Raw genomic sequence first — 20,576 nt, 5'->3', positions numbered from 1 at the left:
GAAACATTCATCGGCTTATTAGGTTATCGCATTTCAACTATCAGATAAAAAGGATAAAGTCTTCGACAAGAAAGTATATACTTTTCAGCTAAAAAGTATATACTTTTCGACCAAAAGGTATATACTTTTTGGGAGAAAGCTATAAAGGGTAGGCTTACTAGAAGTTGAAGAGATCATAAAAAAGACTTTTTTAGTCCCACAATTCTTAAGTAGAGACAATGATAAAGAAAGAGGATGTCTATAAAATAGGACGCATCGGGAAGCCACATGGCGTTCATGGAGAGGTGCAAATGCAATACTCTGATGACGTCTTTGATGTCGTTGATGCCAACTATCTACTATTAAATGTGGATGGAATTCTTGTACCTTTCTTTATGGAAGAGTACCGATTCCGCTCAGATGAGATCGTTTTGATAAAGTTTTGTGACATCAATACAGAAGCCCAAGCACGTGAACTGACAGGTTCTGAAGTTTATTTTCCACGGAAATTAGCAGAAGAAGGTACTAATGAACTGTCCTGGGCACAAATTGTTGGCTACTCATTGATTGACAATACAACCAAGAAAGACGTTGGTACGATAGTTGCGGTAGATGAAACTACGGTCAATACACTCTTTGAAGTCAACTCACCTGAAGGTGATGAACTACTCATTCCAGCAAGTAATGAATTGATAACAGCTATCAATTCAGAAGAAAAGACCATCACCATAAACATTCCAGAGGGACTACTCGACCTCTGATCCTTATTACATAGAAAGAACAATGAAACAACAAATCTGCATATTAGGCTCCACAGGCAGCATAGGAACGCAAGCCCTGGATGTTATTTCACAACATCCTGACCTCTATGAAGCCTATGCTCTTACGGCAAATCATCGTTGGAAAGAACTTGCTGAACAGGCACGTCGTTTCCATCCTGCAGCTGTAGTCATAGCAGATGAGGCTTATTACGAAGCCTTGACACATGAGCTTTCAGACATGCCTGACGTAAAGGTATATAGCGGAAGCAAAGCCTTAGAGGAGATAGTAGAGTCCGAATCGATAGACATGGTACTCACTGCTATGGTTGGTTATTCGGGACTTGCCCCAACCATACATGCTATAAAAGCCAGAAAAAAGATTTGTTTGGCAAACAAAGAAACACTTGTTGTCGCAGGAGAGTTGATCCTTCAGCTTGCACAACAGTATCATACTCCTATCTTACCAGTAGATAGTGAACACAGTGCCATCTTCCAAAGCCTTGTTGGAGAAGAAGAAAACGAAATTGAGAAGATCCTTCTTACATGCTCAGGAGGACCATTCCGGAACTTTACAGATGAGCAACTGAAGAGCGTTACTGCTGCAGATGCATTAAAACACCCCACATGGGACATGGGAGCAAAGATTACCATAGACTCTGCTTCATTAATGAATAAAGGGTTTGAAGTAATAGAAGCGAAGTGGCTCTTTGGCGTTCCAGCAGAAAAGATACAGGTACTGATACATCCTCAGTCTATCGTTCACAGCGCAGTACAATTCTGTGATGGTGGCATAAAAGCCCAATTAGGCGTTCCAGACATGCGACTTCCAATACAATATGCATTCTCATTTCCGAAACGTCTACACCTGAATGGCAGCAGACTCAACCTGTTTGACAAGCCTTTAGAGTTCTTCGAACCAGACGTAAAGAAGTTCAAGTGTCTCGCACTTGCTTACGAAGCTATCAACAAAGGAGGTAATATGCCATGCATAGTGAATGCAGCAAATGAGATTGTCAATGCTGGTTTCCGACAAGGAGAATGCTCTTTCCTCGCTATGGGAGATATCATAGAAGAGACTATGAACAAGGTTTCTTATGATAAGAATCCAGATTATGATGTATACGTTCGCACGGATGCTGAAGCAAGACGTGTGGCAACGGAGATTATGAACACTAAATTTTGAATATAAAAGTCAATGGAAACATTTCTGATCAGATTGCTTCAGTTTATTCTGGCAATCTCCTTATTGGTCCTGCTGCATGAAGGCGGACATATGTTTTTTGCTAAACTCTTCGGCGTTCGTGTTGAAAAGTTCTTTGTTTTCTTCGATGTTAGCATCGGAAAATGGAAGGGAAAGCTCTTCAGTTGGAAACCAAAGAAAGATGATACAGAGTACGGAATGGGATGGTTACCTTTAGGTGGCTATTGCAAAATCTCTGGTATGATTGATGAAAGCTTTGACACTGAACAGATGAAAAAGGCCCCTGAGCCTTGGGAATTCCGCACAAAACCAGCATGGCAACGCCTGCTTATCATGATTGGTGGCGTACTTGTCAACTTCGTATTGGCCCTATTCATCTATTCTATGATCATGTTTACATGGGGAGATACTTACTTTAAAGTGTCAGATATGAAGATGGGCATGCGCTTTAATGCAGATGCTAAGGCGTTGGGATTCCATGATCATGACGTAATGCTTGGTACAGACCAAGGTCCTTTCCGTGAGTATGCCAATGTAAACGGTGACTTCTTCCGCCAGATAGCACAAGCAAAGCGTGTTGATGTGTTACGAAATGGCAAGAAGGTCAGCATAAAACTATCTGGCGATATGGACATGTTGCCAATGATAAAGACACGTCCTTTCTTCGCTGAGCCATATATTCCAGCGCAAGTTGACAGTGTAATGAAAGGTACACCAGCTGAGAAAGCAGGTATAAAAGCAGGAGATGAGATAAAATCTATCAATGGAAAGCCTGTTTCAACATGGACTGACGTTAACTATCAGACGGGTGTTTTAAACGATGTAATGGCTGTAAAGAATACCCATAAGGACTCTGTCATGGCTCGAACAGTCGTTTTGACAGTACAACATAAGGGGGAAACGAAAATTGATACAATGAAAGTTCTCATGACACCAGACTTGAAACTCGGTGTTTACCAGTCTACTTTAGCCACTTACTATAAGCCTGTAGAGGAGCATTATTCCTTCTTTGAGAGTTTCCCTGCAGGTATAAAGCATGGATGGGGCGTACTGCGCGGCTATATCGGGAACTTCCGTTATCTTGCTTCTGCTGATGGTGCAAAGAGCTTAGGAGGCTTCGGAGCTATCGGAAGTCTTTTCCCTCCTTACTGGGATTGGTATATGTTCTGGTCTATGACAGCCTTCCTTAGCATTATTCTTGCATTCATGAACATTCTTCCTATCCCTGCATTGGATGGCGGACACGTTGTATTCTTGCTGTATGAGATGATTACTCGTCGCAAGCCTTCAGAGAAATTTATGGTTCGAGCAGAATATATTGGTATTACATTATTGATAATTCTAATGGTATTTGCCAACCTAAATGACATCCTTCGCTGGTTACATATCATGTAATCTCAAAGACATTATATATAATAAGGTGTAAAAGCTGCTTATTATTAGAGTCAGATACAGAAAAGAAAGGGCAACTTCCTGCAACAGGAAGCTGCCCTTTTTACAATTAAACACTTAATCATCAGTATGTTAACCTAAAATTTAACATATATTTAACACTTAAACAACAAAACTACATTGGATAAAATAGTTTCTGTCAGTTTTTGTGATATTGGTTGATATTGGTATATTGGTTGATATTGGTTGATATTGGTCAAGAGGATGCAATCACGGCAGAATGATTAAAGCCGTGACACTTCGTGAAACTGATAGAATTTACATTTATTAACAGGACGGCAGCACATTACATAGAAAGAAGTATTTACGGGGTCGTCGGCATGCTCCTCCGCGCCTAACGGAGTGCGGTTAGGACACGGGGGCTACGCTGTCAAGGCTTATTACATAACCTTGACGGATTACCGATATACAACAAAAAAAGCCACTCCGAAGAGTGACTAATTAAAGAGAATCATTAACAAACAATACAAAGCTGCCAAAACACGGACAATAAAAAGCAATGAAATAGCAGACAATAATACAATTAATAATTTGCGAATCATCTAAAACCAATTTTAGAACCAACTTTAGTAACTTTCTTTAAAAAACCACCTGATTTAGGTTTAGTCTTAAATCCAACGGGACGTGGAGAACCTGAATTTTTAACGGCATTATAAGTAATGACACCACCAACGGCACCATCAGTAGCCATACCAAGGCGTCTAAACCATTTATCAGTAGAATAATCGCCTATCTGATTAGACAACATAACATTTTGACCTGCTTTATTAATATTATCCAAATTCAAACCACGAATAGTAACATTAAATAACTTATTCTTATTTGAATTATCAATCTTAACACCAACAGTCTCAGCAGCAGTTTTAAACGCACCATTCATAAGATTAAACACCTGAGCATTACCAACAAAACTATTAGTATTAGCGTTCATACGGTTAGTATTAGCGTTCATACGGTTAGTATTAGCGTTCATACGGTTAGTATTAGCGTCCATACGATTAGTATTAGCATTCATACGATTAGTATTAGCATTTTGTTGGTCAATACCAATATGCATCCACTCACTAAGAGAATGTACTAAAATAGAATTAAACTGCGCTTTAAACATCTGCTCAGCATACTTATCCTGAATCCCAAGATTAATATTAGAAAGCTGGTTTTCAAGATCCTGATGAACATTCTGAAGAATCAAACTTTTATTAGTCTCCTGAGCATTAGCAACAGACAGATCAGATAACTTAATATAATTACCTAATGTATCATGCTTAATCTTAAAATCAAGATCAAGTAAGCCATTTTGAGAATTTAAAACACCTGTATGAGCGTTCATATTACCAACATAAGCAGTATTAAGACGATCTATCCAACTAGCTTCTGAATTAGTCTTACGAGCCTGAGCAAGTGCAAGTTCATTTTGGGCATACTGATTAATAATAGAACCAGCTGACATCATTCCATTAGCCATGTTAACATCAGGCTGCATTTGAGCAGCATGCATTTGAGGAGCAGGGGCGCTTTGTAAAGCTGAAGTAGTATTACCTGTTTGAACATTACCTGCAGCAATATAAGGGTTAATACCTGCTTCTGCATAACGTTGCATCTGAGCTGAAGGAGTATTATAAGCATTAGCTTCATGATACATCTTTTCGTTAAATGCATTAGATTCCTGGAAAAGTTGATAATTCATCTGATTAGTCTCACGGGCAATCTGCAGATTAGTTTGGTTAGTCTTGCGATTACTAGCACTGCCCATGGCACCTCCGGCGATAGCTGAACCGGCAGCTATAAGAGCGGGAATTATAGGAAATGGCATAACATTACTATTTTAATTAAAATTACCCCCTACAAGAGTAGGGGGCGGATTCACACAGTATCAAATAATATCACTCAGGAGAACCAGGAGCGTTAGTCGATGGCTCAGGCTCATTAGTAACATTATTCGAAGTGTCTAACGTAGTACTATCATCAATATTGCGTAGATCATCAACAAAATCACGATAGCGGTCAAGTTCTACAGGATCCGACAAATAACGAGATGGTATAATAGATAATATATCATCATCCGATAAGTCCTTAGGTGAAGATACACCTTTAATCTGAACTAACTGTGATACTATCAACTGTTTTTCAGTATCTGATACCTGACCAGAGAACAAACGTGACAACATATCGTCACGATGACCCGTTAACGGGTTAATAGGACAAAGCGTATTATACAAGGTATCATCAATAGGAGAGATACCATTATTTAAGCCATTAACCTCTAATGGAGGAATTGGAATTGTATAACAATCCTTTGGCATTCTATCTAAATGATTCATAGAGCAAGAAATTAAAGTGAAGATAAGCCTGTAACACTCATAGGGCGTACTGCCTTGACGTCTAAGAATGAATTAACGATGAAGTGATCAGCTTGTACGGCAGAAGTTAAGAAGATCGGGTTAACCAAATTTGGGTTAATATAGAAGTTCCTAGAAGACCAATGAGAACGATTACCTTTTTTACGATAATCAGCACCTCCTTTATTTTCTGGGGCAATCTTTTTTTCTGTATCACCGTAGCCGAAATCAAAACGAGGAGTACACCAATAAGAAAGTGATTTACCTGACTCGAAATCACCGAATACAAGATCACGAGCGGTCTTATACTCATTGTAGCGAACCTGATAACCTAATAAGTTATTATTAAGTTCAATGTCCGAGAAGCCTGCTTGCTTTTCATTCATGCCAAGCGTAGAGCAAATAAGATCAGAACCAATCAGAGCCTGATAACCAAGATCAGCAAATTCAGGTTGATAGAACTGTTCACGGGTCAACTTCCTATTGAAAGGATCAAGATAAGAAGCATTATATTCACTCTGTGGAGCGACCGAGTAAATACACATGATAATACCGTGTTCGGTGGAATCGAATTCAATAGTACCACTGCTCATGGATCCTATACCTTTTCCACCAAGATCACCAATAGAAGCATGAGAACCATCAGAAGCAGCATTACCATTAGTAGAAACAACTTCACTTACTACAATGGAGTTATCGAAGCCACCAAGGAAGCGAGCATCATTAGCACGAGATTCAGGTACTTTGAAACCGAAATGCGCCTCTATCTGTGAAGCGTAATCCAATCCATTAGCACGGCGTGTAGCTTCTAACATCTTATCAAGAGCAAACGCAGCACGAAGATCATTAACACTGAATGAAGAAGGAGAAACAGTACCACTATCCAATGATACTGATCCACTCTTATTATTAGTGAGAATAACATTACCATTTCCGCGTACATACTCAGGGAGGTTAAAAATACCATCTGAATAGTTAGGAGTAGGCTTCATGGACGTTAACCAATCCTTAGCATAAGGACGGTAACGCATCTGACAGAATTTAAGAGCAACATCAGGTTCAATGGTCAGATTAGAATCATCTGCATAATCATCCACGTTGAACGAACGAACATCAGAAGGCGTCCAATCCTGGTTACGATAAAAGTCGTTAAAAATCTTCTGATAAGCGAGCAAACGGAATGGAGAGACCTTACATGCATAAATAGAAGAAGGCTCTTTATCGTCCTTAGAGGGAAGATAAGAAGTAGAAGTAATCAGGTTTTCAAGATTCATGAACTTACCTTTGTTGGTAACTCCATAATTCAACATGTTAAGCAGCTTAGCAGCACCTTCAGAATAATTGAAACCTTGTGAATCCATATCAGACGTTTTCAAACGTGTAATAAGTTTACCAAGATCAAAGGTAGGTACAGAGGAACAGATCTGATTGTAGTTCGTAGTACCGTTTTTCTTGACACCATTAAGCGCAGAATGTGGGTTATTAGTGCCAACGATGAACTGGTCAAACCATTGCCACAAAGAGCGATAAGACACAAAAAAGAAATGATAATACTCTTTCATACGAGCATAAGAAGCAGTATTAAGAGTAGTTGTACGTACAAGATCCTGAACAGAGAATTTAAAGTGTTCAGAAGGGTTAACTTCCCAACAACCAATTGGTAATAACTGACCTGCTTTAGCAGAGAAGATTCTGCGTGAACTCAGATCAAAACCATTACGAGCAAGCCGAGGTTTAGGAGCAGGCATTTTAAATAGACCCATAATAATAAATTTTAAAATTAAACAAACATATATTTATTAAGTATCTCATTAAGTTTCTTATTCTTAAGAGAATCATTATGTATCTTTTGATAACGGGCAACATTTTCAGAGTAGAAATGCGAACCATATTGACGGACATGATAGAATAACCAACCATTCAAATTACCATCAGCGTCATACAATACAGAAGAATCAAGACAATAAGTAGACATAATAGAACGCCAAGGACTACAAAGGAAAACTTCACGCCTACGTGGGAGTTTCCTAATTAAGTCTAAATCAAAGTCTACGAGGTGACAAACGGGGTTACCACTATCTACATAAGAAACTTGATATTCATATTGAGTTTTTAATAAGTACATATCTTTACGATAATAGTAATCTTCCAATGCACACACGTACATTTCAGGAGTCCAATTAAAACGCTTACAGAAATCCAGGCACATAAGAGAAGCATGTATATCAACATGAGGGTAAGCAGCATAATCAAACTCAAATGGTAACAAGGACTTATAATCTAAGCCTTTTTGTTCATAGTCATACGCAAGCGCATATATTCGTACTCTTTCAGAATGAGATATACGGCGGTATCCTTTACACTTTGGCAAGATCCTATTTTCAAGACTACGGGGAGGGCAGACAAATTCAAACTCATTTGTGGACTTATTAAGGCAATTTCTTCCATAAGTTCCGTTAATGACATTTTCGTACAACGCTTCTTCATCATCCTTACCATACCCGATACAAGGATGTTTACTTGCCAAATGGAACGTAGAGGTAAATTCAGTGCGTAAAAACGACGGTAGATCACAATCGCCGTTAACATATTTCGCAACGTATTGACTTGCACTACTGTTGACGAGTGAGAAGTCCGTATTACCGTTCTTCCAAGTTTCACGTATAAGGACGTTAAGTTCGTTGTGGAGTATTTCGCTATCGTACCACAAAATGGCATGATAATGCGGACGAAACGTGTTAGGTCCATATTCGGAACAAATGAAGTATCTGATTCTGTATTCATTTCCACGGGGTTTAAGTTTATAATCTATTTTACTACGAAGACGCTTGAAAAAGTCCTGAACATCTTTTTTACATGGATAAGCAAAGCAAACAGTATCTTCCATACCTACGGGAGGAATTGGTCGAGCAATATCAGAAGATACAAACTTACCATTATCACAACCACGATTACTACACCATACATCAGTACGAGAACCATCTAAATTAAACAATGGTGCATAATAGGGCAGATGATCATTATCATAAGTAAGCGTTAAAAATAAGGAATAACGATGAAAAGAGCACTCAGAATCAATCCTATTTGCCCAAGATGAAGCGTAAGAACTACGACAACGAACACATTTACGACAATTAGTATACAAGAATTCACCAATATAACGATTGTAAATGCGGTGAGGGCGTAAACAAGGATTAATATTTCCGAGTGCTCGAGAGAACATAATAACTAAAAACTAAAACAAATTAACGAACTGAATCAGGATGTACTATAACATTAGTAACATGCTGAGATTTTCCTACGGATCCATGATAATGGAACTTTTCTGCATCCATAGAAGAATAACAAGAGGTTAAGTACAAGGCGATTGATACGGCGATAAAACCACCGATAGTAAACTCAAAAAGGGCACGGCCGTTCTTGTCGAGAGAAAAGCGTACGTTCTTCACGAAGTCTTTGACGTTCATTTTCATTTTTACAAGATTTTAAAGATTCATAAAAGTTAAAGATTTCTAGCGTTTCATGTGGATCAGGACAATCAAGACACATGAAGTCTATACATCCAATAGTATCACGAAAAGGACAATTTACATAACGAAGTTGAGCAAGTTTATATCTATCCATTAAAATTAGTACAGATAAAATCAATGCAAGATGCAAAGGAACGAAATGCAAGATAATTATCCGATACATGATCAGGAAGATTATCATCACGCCAACGCACAACATAAGTATGGACACCGTTACGGGGATCAACGTAATGCTGAATTGTTACTGACATCATTAAAGTATGTCTAGTAGTACGCCATAGCATCGGTACTCTGTCATTTACCATAAGAATAGAATTAATTAAATAATGTTACTAGCGCAAAAATAAATAAAATAATATAATCAACATTATGACACTTCATAATCGTCTCTATTGAATAATATTTAGGCAGTAGTATCTTTTCTATAATATATTTGACCTACTAAGTATAAACAAAGAGCTCTCTGTAGCGATAATCTTCTCTGTATCAGATTATCTTTTCCCTCATATGCTATTGCGATTTCTCCAGATTTCTCACTGAATTTTCATCGCATACAGCAATCAAGAAACCACACTTTTACTCCCTTCAACAACTTACTGTATCCGAAATAGACAAATAAGTAGTTACAGATCTTTGATATTCATTCTATAAGATACTTACAAAGATAGGTAAAGACTTCATTTCAATTTGTACAGAAAAACGAATTTAACATTATTTTTTTACCCCTATTCTATCCTCTCTTTGCATATAACCCTAAACATATCAAATCTACGTAAATCCAGTAATAAACCGTCAGTAAGTACCTATGTTTGTAAGATTTATTCATAACTACAATTTAGAAGGTGCTCTTTTACGTTGCAAAAGACGCCCTTTCACGATGTAAAAGGTGCCCTTTTGGAGTGTAAAAGACGCCCTTTTGCAATGCAAAAGATGCCCTTTTACAAAGAACTTTATAAGTATTTGATCTTCAAGATGTTACAGAACGGCAAATCATAGTTTCTACTTTGCTTTTCACTTTACCCTCCTTCTTTATTCGTAAAGATATTTCTCGATTACTTAAACACAGAATTAGAACTTCTCTCCTACCCATATGCTTATCGTAACCCAAGAAGAAAGCAAGCTCAAAATGATGATATCTACAGTATCATCCACACAAAAATAGAGAAAAAGAAATAAAGAAGAAACAAAAAAATCTATCCTCACAAAGTTTGGATAGATTCTTATTATAATATAGTATAACTGTCTAAAAGATGCTATTCTTCATGATCTGACAATAATCTATAGGCACTCGCTGTCATCCCAGTACGCCGTTTAAAGAATTTACAAAACGAACTTAAGGATACAAAATTAAACTCATCAGCTATCACCTTTAATGGTTTGCTTGTATGCCTCAGCTCTAATTGCAGCAAAACACACAACGTCTTGTCAATCCATTCCTTTGCTGTTGTACCCGTATCTTTCTTTATGATCATGCCAAGATAGTGTGTCGTCATATCAAGTTGGGAAGCATAGAAGTCAAGTTCGTGCTCCGTTTTAGCATGATCATTTACCAAACGAATGAAGCGTTCAATAGCTCTTTTGTTGCGTGACCATGCTATATGATTATCACTTCCCTTTGACTTATACATTGATTCTGTGAAGTTCAACGCAGAAACAAAGAGTGAACGAATAACAACAGGGTCTATATTCCGGATATGAGCCAGATTGTACAGCGTGCGCACATACTGCTTCCACACAGTTTGTTCACGCTCTGACAAATGGACAGAGAAGCACAAACCAGGAGAAAGGAACACCTCCGGCATCCTTCCACCAAAGACAAGCTTCATATATTCTTCCGTTACTGTGATACCATCAAAGGTAGTATTAGCCCCAAAAGAATCACCATTCAGCATGACACCCCAATTAATAAAGAGCATATCTCCAGGTCCACAGCGATACTTCTTGAAACCAATTACTGGCTCACACCATCCACTTCTTATGATAACTACACGTGCCACATTCATGCAAACAGGGCTTTGCTCGTCTATTATCGGTCTGAAAAAAGGATTACAGCCTATGGTAACAAGAAACTTAGAACCCACATAGACCTCACCTTCTACCGTGGTTCTGTTGCTCTCCATCAACGAAACAATATCTTTGAAATTAGAGATTGCGGCTTCTGTCAGATTGTTTTTATTGTTCATTTAGTTCAATTCAACTTTGTAAAGGTAACAAAAAATATTTTACTACCAAAAAGTTCATCATATTTTACAGAGCATATTAAGATAAAAATGACCTTTTCAGAAATAAAATCTACTATTCTACAATTATAAAAAGGGAAACCATGTGCAAAATAATATAGTTTTGAACACTCTTCTGCATAGCCATATTTGCCAATAAAGTTAAAATCTTTCCTTATACATTAAGTCTGATTTTTTCTCTTTTTTTCCCTATAACAACCTGCCTAAAATGTTAATTGTCACACCAAGACTTGGCATATCATAAAATTAAGTTAACTTTGCACTAAATAATAATGTATACATGGGAAGTTTGAGAAACGTCATTAACCTATTGAAGAAGGTGGGTCTGCCCTTAAAAGCAAATGCATCTTTCTTTTTCTTCATGTACCTCATCGGAATCATCGCTTCGTACATTGAGTTACCAAGTAATGCCCCTGATGCATCTGTTTATGGGAATCTGTGGTTAGAATTGTTTCTCGATCTCTATATTCTATGTGCCCTTCTAACAATCATTCCCAGAAAGATCCGCCCATGGATTAGGGGATTGTTCTGCGTAATCGCTTACATTACGACCATTGCTGATGTCTTTTGCTGGGAGAAATTCCAGTCCACGCTCAATCCGTCCATGCTCCTTTTAGTAGGAGAAACCGATGGTAGAGAAGCGAGTGAGTTCTTTAACAGCTATTTCTCGACGGACTTAATATTCTCTGGTGTAGGTCTGATATTGCTCATAATACTGATTCATATTCTGGCAACCATCCTGCCTGGTATCATAAAAAAGAGATGTTCACCTTTGAGACTGTCACTTAATAGCAGGATGAAAGACATCTTAGAAGCAACAACAGGCGGCTTATGTCTCATTCTTCTCCCTTGGTCTGTCTGCAGTTCAGCACATAATAAGGGTGAAATGATCCAGATGTTCTCTATGGAAACCATTGGTTCCGTAGAACATGAGCTAACAACTAAAGACTGTGCACAGTTCTATCTTCCAGTCTACCGTCTGGCTTTCAGTATCTTTTCCAATGAGTTAGCCTCACAACAGATTGGCAGACTCATTGAAGCGAAGGACAAAATGCAAGTTGACAGTTGTTCTTTCACATCGCCAAACATTGTTCTTATCATAGGTGAAAGCTATGGCAAGCATCACTCGCAGCAGTATGGCTACTTCATGCCAACGACTCCACGCCAGATAAAACTGCAGAAAACAGGTTTATTAGTACCTTTCAGTGATGTCGTATCACCATGGAACCTGACCAGTTTCGTGTTTAAAAACGTCTTTTCCCTACATGTTGTAGGCGAAAAAGGCGAATGGTGCGACTATCCACTATTCCCTGAACTCTTCCGAAAGGCTGGATATCACGTCACATTCATCACTAATCAGTTCCTTCCTAAGGCTAAACAGGCTGTTTATGACTTCAGTGGAGGGTTCTTTCTTAACCATCCTGAGTTGTCAAAGGCTATGTTTGATTCACGCAACACCCGCCTATACCGTTTCGACCGTGGACTATTGGATGATTATGACAAGGATCTTGAAAAGGAAAATACGGACCATAACCTCATAATCTTCCATCTTATCGGTCAACATGTGAGCTATAGACAACGCTTTCCTGACGATCGTAGGCACTTCACAGCCGATGATTACGCAAAAAAACGCGCCGATCTCAACGAACAACGTCGCAGTATTCTGGCAGATTATGACAATGCCGTACTATATAATGACTCCATTGTATACCAGATTGTCAAACGCTTCGAGAACAAAGATGCCATCGTTATCTATATGCCTGACCATGGTGAGGAATGTTATGAAGGCAACAGAGGATTTATATGTAGGAACCATTCAGCAGCCATAGACTATGATTTGGCACGTTACGAGTTTGAGATTCCATTCTGGATTTACTGTTCACGCAAGTATGCAGCAGAGCATCCTGAGATATATAAAGAGATTATTAAGGCTAAGAATCGCCGTTTTATGACGGACGCATTACCCCACATGTTACTTTACTTAGCAGGAATTAGTACTAAAGACTATCATCCCGAGTATAACATTCTCAGCCCTAAGTATAACGAGATGCGCCCAAGATTACTGAAGAATACTACCGATTACGATCAACTCGTCGAACAAAAGAAATGAAAAAGGAACTCCTGACAAGAACAGAATGTGATGTCTTGAGAGGTATTGCCATCATAGGTATCTTCTTACATAACTATTGCCACTGGCTAAGACCTGTGGTTCAGGAGAACGAATATCAATACTTCAAGCATAATGTTGATTGGTTCTACCAGGTACTCCATTCTCATTGGACTGGTCTACTACCGTTCCATATCCTTTCTTTCTTCGGCCATTACGGTGTACCAGTGTTCCTTTTCCTGTCTGCATATGGGCTTACCAAGAAGTACGAAAGCCCTGAACAGAACCCTCAAAAGTCCATTTCAATACTTCCTATTGCAGGATTTATCCGTTATCATTGGCTGAAACTATTCCGAATGATGATAGTTGGCTTTGTAGCATTCACTATGTTAGATGCTATAACGCCTGGTCAACACCATTATTCTGTCATAGATATTATCGGTCAAATGGGACTTTTTAATAATGTTCTTCCGCATCCCGATGATATAATATGGCCTGGCCCTTACTGGTTTTTTGGTCTAATGATTCAGCTTTATATCGTCTACAGGCTCTTCATGTATCGTCGTCATTGGACATGGACAGTAGCTTTAATCTTGCTATGTGCTGCCATTCAATTGGCTTGTGACCCTGAAAGCGATGCGCTAAACCGATGGAGATACAATTGCATTGGGGGTATTCTACCTTTTGGAGCAGGACTTCTTTATGCGCGTTATATGCGTCCTTGGTCTATGAGCACGCATATTGTCGTGTTCATTGTCTCTACTATTGCGGTATTCCTGATGAGCTTTACCTATCTCAGTTGGTATCTTGTACCACTGGCAGTATGCTCTGCAGCAATCAGCTTTGTCAAGATTCTAAGTACAATACCAGCACTATCCGGCAAGAACAGTACGTGGTTAACAACCGGATTGGCATGGATGGGTAGCATCTCTGCAGCCCTTTTTGTCTGTCATCCAATAACAAGAAAGATCTTCATCCCCATCTCCCGTGGTGGTGACTACTATACAGGACTGCTCTTATACATTATTTCTTCCATCTGTTTGGCATGGTTGTTCAAACTATTAATGAAGAAAATACCCAATCCATCGCTATAAAAATGAAGATAAAAGAGATTGAATTAGCTAATATAAGCCGCTATCGCGGTGAGCTGATGGGGGCAGCTATGATCTTCGTCATACTCTTTCACGTTGGACTTCCCCGTGATGACACTTTCTTTGGACTAAGAAGAATCGGAAACATTGGCGTAGATATCTTCTTATTCCTTAGCGGAATGGGATTATGGTTCTCATGGACTAAGAAGCCTTCTCTTAGTCATTTCTTCTCCAGACGCTTCCTTCGAATCTATCCAGCATGGTTTATCATTGCCTGTTTGTATTACATTCCTGACTTTCTATGTCCCGATTTTGTCGGGCACAGTGGGCATAGTACAAATATAATCGATCTCATCGGTAATATAACTATCAACTGGAACTTCTGGATAAACGATGAGTTAACCTTCTGGTATATCCCTGCTATCATGGCTTTATACCTCGTTAGCCCCTTCTATATGAACCTTATTATACGTCACCCTATCTACCATTGGCTACCAGTAGCAATGATAATGTGGTGCATTCTTGTCCAATATGTTACGCCAATACACGAGACTTTGGGACATTTAGAGATCTTTTGGAGTCGTGTACCTATCTATTTCTTAGGTATAAACATTGCAGCAGCAGTACAAAGGAAGGAGAAAATGGATGGAGCCTCTATATGGATGATTCTCATTATGTTTGTAATGGCACTTGCCTCCAGCATCTTTTTAGAGCAAGAAAAGCATGGTCAGTTCCCTATTTTCCTTGAAAGGATGCTCTACATCCCACTGACAATCACAACAATTCTTATCCTTAACCGTGTCTTTCGGCGTACACCTCGTTTCTTTAACAGGATGTTATCCTTCGTTGGAGCGCTGAGTTTAGAAGCATATCTCATCCATGATCACTTTGTTTTGCAGTATATTGAAGAGCAAGGTTGGAGCTATTGGCCTACATTCCTTATGACTACAGCCATTACTTTGCCATTAGCATGGTTGCTCCACACAAGCCTTAACCGTTTGATAACCCCCATAGAGAAAAGATTAAAATGAAGAACCTCATACGATTAATTCGCCCAAAACAGTGGATTAAGAATCTCATTGTACTCCTACCAGTATTCTTTGGTGGTGCATTACTACACCCATCAGCCATCTATGCAGGCTTGATAACAGCCTTATCGTTCTCTTTTGCAGCCTCATCCATATACTGTCTGAACGATATCATTGACATTGAAGACGACAAACATCATCCAATCAAATGCAATAGGCCGTTGGCTTCAGGTGCCATCAGTATCCCACAAGGTTATACTCTAATGGTTTTAATGCTTATTTTATCGATGGCTTCGACCTTTTTATTATATGATCATCAGCTGGAAACAGCTGGAGTCATCGCCTTTTATTGGCTACTCAACATCGGATACTGCCTAAAACTTAAGCAATATGCCATTATTGATGTTTGTATCGTTGCCTTCGGATTCGTTCTCAGAGTCTTGGCTGGCGGTGTATCTACCTCCATTCATCTGAGCAAATGGATTGTTTTAATGACCTTTCTCCTCATGTTATTCCTCTCTTTTGCCAAACGTAGAGATGACGTTGTGAGGATGAATGAGACAGGACATGCCCCACGTCAGAACACAATCCGCTACAATCTGACCTTCATTAATCAAGCTATTACCATCACGTCAAGCGTCACTTTAGTGTGCTACATCATGTATACGGTCAGTCCTGAGACTATTCAGAACTTCCATACAGACTATCTCTATCTCACAAGTGTGTTTGTTCTCGTTGGTTTATTACGCTATATACAGATCGCGGTGGTGGATAAGAAGAGCGGAGACCCCACCAAAGTCATCCTCCGTGACCGCTTTACACAACTCATTGTCTTAGCTTTCGGTTTAGCTTTCCTCTTTATTATCTACGTATTAAGATGAAAATCTGTGCATTTGACTTTGATGGAACCCTGACAAAGAAGGATACATTCGTTGAGTTTATCCGTTATGTATATGGTCAAAGGAAGACTATGACGGGATTTCTCCTGCACCTTCCACTACTATTATTGATGAAACTACATCTTTATTCCAACCAGGAAGCAAAGCAAAAAGTCTTTAGTTGGTTTTTCCATAACATGGAAATAGACCGATTTAATTTGCTATGTAGAGACTTTGCGCACACCAACAAACAGCGACTCCTTCGTCCTGCAGGAATAAAAAGGATTAGAAAAGCCCTTGAAGAAGGAGACAAAGTCATCATTATCAGTGCAAGTATAGACAATTGGGTGTGTCCTTTTTTCGATGAATTCGGTGATAAAATCCAAATAGAAGGGACTCAAATAGAAGTAAAAAACGGGCATTTAACTGGAATGTTTACTACTGCCAACTGTTACGGACAGGAAAAAGTAAACCGATTAAAAGCCCTCTATCCTCAACGAGAGGATTACCATCTGACAGCCTTTGGTGACAGTCGGGGAGATAAAGAATTGATAAATTATGCAGATAAAGGATATTTTAAGCCCTTCAGAGACTAAAAAGAAAAATGAAAAACTCGGTGAAATCGTCCGTTTTATCATTGTAGGAACATTGGCTGTTATCATCCAATACAGTACATACCTGCTCTTAATACAATGGCTTCATCCACTCTTTTCAAACACAATTGCCTATATCGTCAGCTTCATATTTAACTACATAGCATCCACAAAATACACATTTCGCGTACAATCTACGGCAAAAAGGGGCGCCGGTTTCATCTTTTCACATGTAATCAACTACCTTCTGCAAACATTTACCCTCCATATTTTCCTATCATTGGGCTTAAAGAAACAACTCGCAATGGTCCCAATGTTTGCAATCTGCGTACCTATCAACTTCCTTTTAGTACGTTTCTTCTTGAAAAAGAAATGAGTTTATGATTTACTCTACAAACAACACGCTGGTAAAAGGTGCCCTTTTGCTATTGTGCTGCAGCCTAGCTCCACTGGTGCGAGGTACCAACACATATGGTGCTAAGCATCCGCACGAACCAGTATAACAACACCTTCCACCGTGATAGAGTGACTTCTTAAGTGTAATTCTTTGTTTAATCTTCTTTAATTCGTACCTTTGCAGCAGTTATTTACTGTTTTTAATGTCACTATTCAATATCTTCAAAGTAAAAAAAGAGGAACGTTTGCTTGCGTTCTGCATGCTTTTCGTGTTCATAGTGTTTAATGCTTTGGTCATAGCCAGCCATTATCATGTATACACTATGGGGGCACAAGGAGGATTCTGGAGCATCTTCACAAAGAACTTTCGCATGTCTGGATATGATAACTGGTCATGGATCACCATCTCTGGTATGCGTATTCACTTCGAGACAGCACGTCATCCGCTCTATCTAACCTTCCTTTATCCACTTTACCTATTGAACTCCTGGCTCATACAGAACGTAGGTTATAACTTTGCTGTGTACTTCATGGCAATCATAATCATCTTCTCCGCTTTCTATGCAGTAGTATTTATGTATCGCATTTTCCGCGAAGTCATAGAGCTTAGTCAGGCTGATTCTACCCTACTTACTTTATTTCTTTTTTCTTTTGGACATGTCTTGGTTCCATCAATGGTCCCCGATCATTTCATCATTTCCCTGATGTTACTGTCCATGACCATGTACATTACAGGCATGAAGATTAAGAAACAACGACAATTAACAGCCTGGCAATCCTTTATACTTACCTTCTTCACAGCTGGTATGGCCACATCCAACGGTACTAAAACACTCCTTGCAGGCCTGTTTACAAATGGTAAGAGAACCTTTAAGTGGAAGTTTATTACGATAGGTGTCATCCTTCCGTTCCTTTTATTATTAGGAATCCAGCAGTCACAATACTACCTTCTTGAAGTTCCACAGCAGAAAGTAGTACACAATATTGAGCAGGTAAACAAGAAAAGAGATGCCAAGAAAGTCAACGAACACAAGAGACAGCGTGATGCATGGTTAAGAAGTCATACGGGAAAGGCTGCAGACAACAGTACCATAGGTAGGCTTATGGACGTATCCACATCACGTAGCGAGACATTAATAGAAAACTTCTTTGGTGAATCTATCCAACTTCACCAGCAATATCTATTAAAAGATGTATCGTGGGATCGTCCCATCTTTGTTAAATATAACTGGATTTTGAATTATGCTATAGAAGCTATTATCGTCCTATTGTTCATTATCGGTATCGTCTTCGGTTATCATAAGCGTTTCTTCCAAATGCTATTAGCATGGTTTGCTTGCGATATCACACTCCACCTTATACTTGGTTTTGCCATTAATGAGGTATATATCATGACTGCAGGATGGGCTTTTATTATCCCAATAGCGTATGGATATATGTTGAAAGGATTGTCCCACAAGCCTCAACAACTACTGCGTGCCCTGTTACTTGTTCTCACTGCGTATCTATGGATTTACAATGCAGGACATATAGCCAGGTATCTTCTGTCATGAAAGTATATTACCTTCTGAAGATAAAGAAGGAAGAGCGCCTGCCAGTAGTCCTCTTTCTTCTATGGCAAATGGTAATGCATATTGCCGTTATCAGCCATTATTATTCTAAATTCTCCGTTATCAACAAAGACTTTAGGAAGGTTTTCATTGATAATTTCCACATTTCCGGCTTCGATCCATTGACCCTTTGTGTCGTTACAGACTGGACAACAGCGTTTGATGTGAACCGTCATCCACTGCTTGCCTTCTATTATTATCCCGTTTATCTTATCAATCAGCTGTTAATGTCATTGACTGAGATAAACTGTGGGGCGTTTCTTGTGTCCTGTGTCTTGCTTATTAGCTCTGTTTATGCTTTTCTTTTCATGATGAGAATAGGCAAAGAGCTTATCTGTCTGTCGCGTTTTGAATCCTCAATATTAGCATTCTTCCTCTTTTCCTTCGCTTATGTGATGCTGGCAGCCATATCTCCTGACCATTTCATCATATCATTATGTCTGCTCCTCTTGGTCCTATATATAACTGGGAAACAGATAAAAGATGGGCGAAAGATGAAGAAATGGCAGACTATCCTACTCTTTTTCCTGACAGCGGGAGTATCACTCAACAACGGAATAAAGGTCTTTCTTGCCAGTTTCTTCAGTAATGGAAAGTCTTTTTTCCGTCCATCTCACCTTTTTATAGCCATTCTCCTTCCCGCAGCAGTTCTATGTGGATTCAGCGAATGGGAATATAACACATTTGTTGCAGACAGTGTTCACGCGGGAAAAGTCCAACGCGCACAAGCTATTAAAGCCGATAAAGCTAAAATGTTAGCAGCATTTCGTGACACAACACAGATAAAAGACAGTGCCAAGCAAGCCATAAAATTCAAGGAAATATGGCGAAATCATCGAAAAGAGCAGCTACGAAAGAAGGCACAAGAGCCCCAAAACGCACATTCAGGGAAGCCTATGAGCAAAGAAAGGTTCCTAAATTGGACCGACATAACGACCTCCCGCTCTGCAACCATTGTGGAAAATCTCTTCGGAGAGTCACTCCAACTACACGAACAACACACACTTGGCGATGTGATGCGTGATCGTCCAGTCATCGTAAGATACAGTTATGCTATCAATTATATTGTAGAAGGCATTATTATCCTTCTCTTTATTATGGGCTTATGGGCTGGAAAGCGGAGTAAATTCCTATGGCTTGCATTCTCTTTCTTTGCCGTTGACATGGTACTTCACTTAGGATTAGGTTTCGGAATCAACGAAATCTACATCATGACTGCCCATTGGGCATATGTCATTCCGATAAGTTCTGCGTACCTAATAAGTACTACCAAGGGAAAGAAAAGAATCTGTTTAGTAACCTTAATCAGTGCCCTTACACTTTATCTTATTAGCTATAACACTGCTCTAACCCTCTTATCCCTTCACTAAT

General features: G+C 39.1%; 18 protein-coding genes. 12 read left to right on the top strand and 6 right to left on the bottom strand.

The annotated features are described in order from the left end of the window. Nucleotides 1-218 precede the first annotated feature (218 nt). From rimM to rseP, 3 genes are read left to right on the top strand one after another with little or no spacing between them, the layout of a single operon-like run. Nucleotides 219-740 (top strand): ribosome maturation factor RimM, encoded by a 522-nt coding sequence (gene rimM, locus ACZ48L_RS07435; protein WP_025792981.1) that lies wholly within the window; start codon nt 219-221, stop codon nt 738-740. A 22-nt stretch (nt 741-762) separates the two neighbouring features. Continuing rightward, entirely contained in the window at nt 763-1,923 is a 1,161-nt protein-coding gene (locus tag ACZ48L_RS07430) for a 1-deoxy-D-xylulose-5-phosphate reductoisomerase (RefSeq protein ID WP_008823697.1), read from the top strand. A 12-nt stretch (nt 1,924-1,935) separates the two neighbouring features. Further along, nucleotides 1,936-3,336, top strand: coding sequence for an RIP metalloprotease RseP (gene rseP / locus ACZ48L_RS07425; protein WP_025792979.1), 1,401 nt, complete (start codon nt 1,936-1,938; stop codon nt 3,334-3,336). A gap of 595 nt (nt 3,337-3,931) precedes the next feature. On the opposite strand, the gene ACZ48L_RS07420 is transcribed toward rseP, so the two are convergent. From ACZ48L_RS07420 to ACZ48L_RS07400, 5 genes are all read right to left on the bottom strand, one after another. Further along, complete coding sequence (locus tag ACZ48L_RS07420; RefSeq protein ID WP_025792810.1) at nt 3,932-5,206, bottom strand: hypothetical protein; 1,275 nt, start codon at nt 5,204-5,206, stop codon at nt 3,932-3,934. A 70-nt stretch (nt 5,207-5,276) separates the two neighbouring features. Further along, nucleotides 5,277-5,696 (bottom strand): hypothetical protein, encoded by a 420-nt coding sequence (locus ACZ48L_RS07415; RefSeq protein WP_025792808.1) that lies wholly within the window; start codon nt 5,694-5,696, stop codon nt 5,277-5,279. Nucleotides 5,697-5,725: 29 nt separating this feature from the next. Next, nucleotides 5,726-7,495 carry a major capsid protein gene (locus ACZ48L_RS07410; protein WP_081767875.1) on the bottom strand — a complete coding sequence of 590 codons (1,770 nt, stop codon included), beginning with the start codon at nt 7,493-7,495 and terminating at the stop codon, nt 5,726-5,728. A 17-nt stretch (nt 7,496-7,512) separates the two neighbouring features. Continuing rightward, the gene (locus ACZ48L_RS07405; RefSeq protein WP_148295463.1) at nt 7,513-8,727 is read right to left on the bottom strand and encodes a rolling circle replication-associated protein; all 1,215 of its coding nucleotides are present in this window, start codon (nt 8,725-8,727) and stop codon (nt 7,513-7,515) included. A gap of 250 nt (nt 8,728-8,977) precedes the next feature. Then, nucleotides 8,978-9,199: a hypothetical protein gene (locus ACZ48L_RS07400; RefSeq protein ID WP_044114011.1), complete on the bottom strand. Its 222-nt coding sequence runs from the start codon at nt 9,197-9,199 to the stop codon at nt 8,978-8,980. Nucleotides 9,200-9,401: 202 nt separating this feature from the next. Between ACZ48L_RS07400 and ACZ48L_RS07395 the strand changes: the two genes are divergently transcribed. Further along, nucleotides 9,402-9,530, top strand: coding sequence for a hypothetical protein (locus tag ACZ48L_RS07395; RefSeq protein ID WP_464721983.1), 129 nt, complete (start codon nt 9,402-9,404; stop codon nt 9,528-9,530). A gap of 985 nt (nt 9,531-10,515) precedes the next feature. Here the strand turns inward: ACZ48L_RS07395 and ACZ48L_RS07390 are convergent. Next, nucleotides 10,516-11,445, bottom strand: a complete 930-nt coding sequence (locus tag ACZ48L_RS07390) for a helix-turn-helix domain-containing protein (protein ID WP_025792803.1) — start codon at nt 11,443-11,445, stop codon at nt 10,516-10,518. Nucleotides 11,446-11,782: 337 nt separating this feature from the next. Between ACZ48L_RS07390 and ACZ48L_RS07385 the strand changes: the two genes are divergently transcribed. The 8 genes from ACZ48L_RS07385 (at nt 11,783) to ACZ48L_RS07350 (ending at nt 20,575) form a co-directional block, all read left to right on the top strand. Continuing rightward, on the top strand, nt 11,783-13,612 hold the full coding sequence (locus tag ACZ48L_RS07385) for a phosphoethanolamine transferase (RefSeq protein ID WP_025792802.1): 1,830 nt from the start codon (nt 11,783-11,785) through the stop codon (nt 13,610-13,612). After that, on the top strand, nt 13,609-14,703 hold the full coding sequence (locus tag ACZ48L_RS07380; protein WP_025792800.1) for an acyltransferase family protein: 1,095 nt from the start codon (nt 13,609-13,611) through the stop codon (nt 14,701-14,703). The genes ACZ48L_RS07385 and ACZ48L_RS07380 overlap by 4 nt, the downstream gene beginning before the upstream one ends. A 2-nt stretch (nt 14,704-14,705) precedes the next feature. After that, nucleotides 14,706-15,731 carry an acyltransferase family protein gene (locus ACZ48L_RS07375; RefSeq protein WP_025792798.1) on the top strand — a complete coding sequence of 342 codons (1,026 nt, stop codon included), beginning with the start codon at nt 14,706-14,708 and terminating at the stop codon, nt 15,729-15,731. After that, nucleotides 15,728-16,609, top strand: coding sequence for a decaprenyl-phosphate phosphoribosyltransferase (locus ACZ48L_RS07370; RefSeq protein WP_278573783.1), 882 nt, complete (start codon nt 15,728-15,730; stop codon nt 16,607-16,609). Before ACZ48L_RS07375 ends, ACZ48L_RS07370 begins: the two co-directional genes overlap by 4 nt. After that, nucleotides 16,606-17,202 carry an HAD family hydrolase gene (locus ACZ48L_RS07365; RefSeq protein ID WP_464721982.1) on the top strand — a complete coding sequence of 199 codons (597 nt, stop codon included), beginning with the start codon at nt 16,606-16,608 and terminating at the stop codon, nt 17,200-17,202. The genes ACZ48L_RS07370 and ACZ48L_RS07365 overlap by 4 nt, the downstream gene beginning before the upstream one ends. Next, nucleotides 17,165-17,575, top strand: coding sequence for a GtrA family protein (locus ACZ48L_RS07360; RefSeq protein ID WP_025792796.1), 411 nt, complete (start codon nt 17,165-17,167; stop codon nt 17,573-17,575). The genes ACZ48L_RS07365 and ACZ48L_RS07360 overlap by 38 nt, the downstream gene beginning before the upstream one ends. 223 nt (nt 17,576-17,798) lie before the next feature. Next, nucleotides 17,799-19,148, top strand: a complete 1,350-nt coding sequence (locus tag ACZ48L_RS07355) for a DUF6080 domain-containing protein (RefSeq protein WP_025792794.1) — start codon at nt 17,799-17,801, stop codon at nt 19,146-19,148. Next, entirely contained in the window at nt 19,145-20,575 is a 1,431-nt protein-coding gene (locus ACZ48L_RS07350; RefSeq protein WP_025792793.1) for a DUF6080 domain-containing protein, read from the top strand. Before ACZ48L_RS07355 ends, ACZ48L_RS07350 begins: the two co-directional genes overlap by 4 nt. The last annotated feature ends 1 nt before the right edge of the window (nt 20,576 follow it).

Source organism: Prevotella histicola, from assembly GCF_055385135.1.
This window is presented reverse-complemented; position numbering and strand designations above follow the sequence as displayed.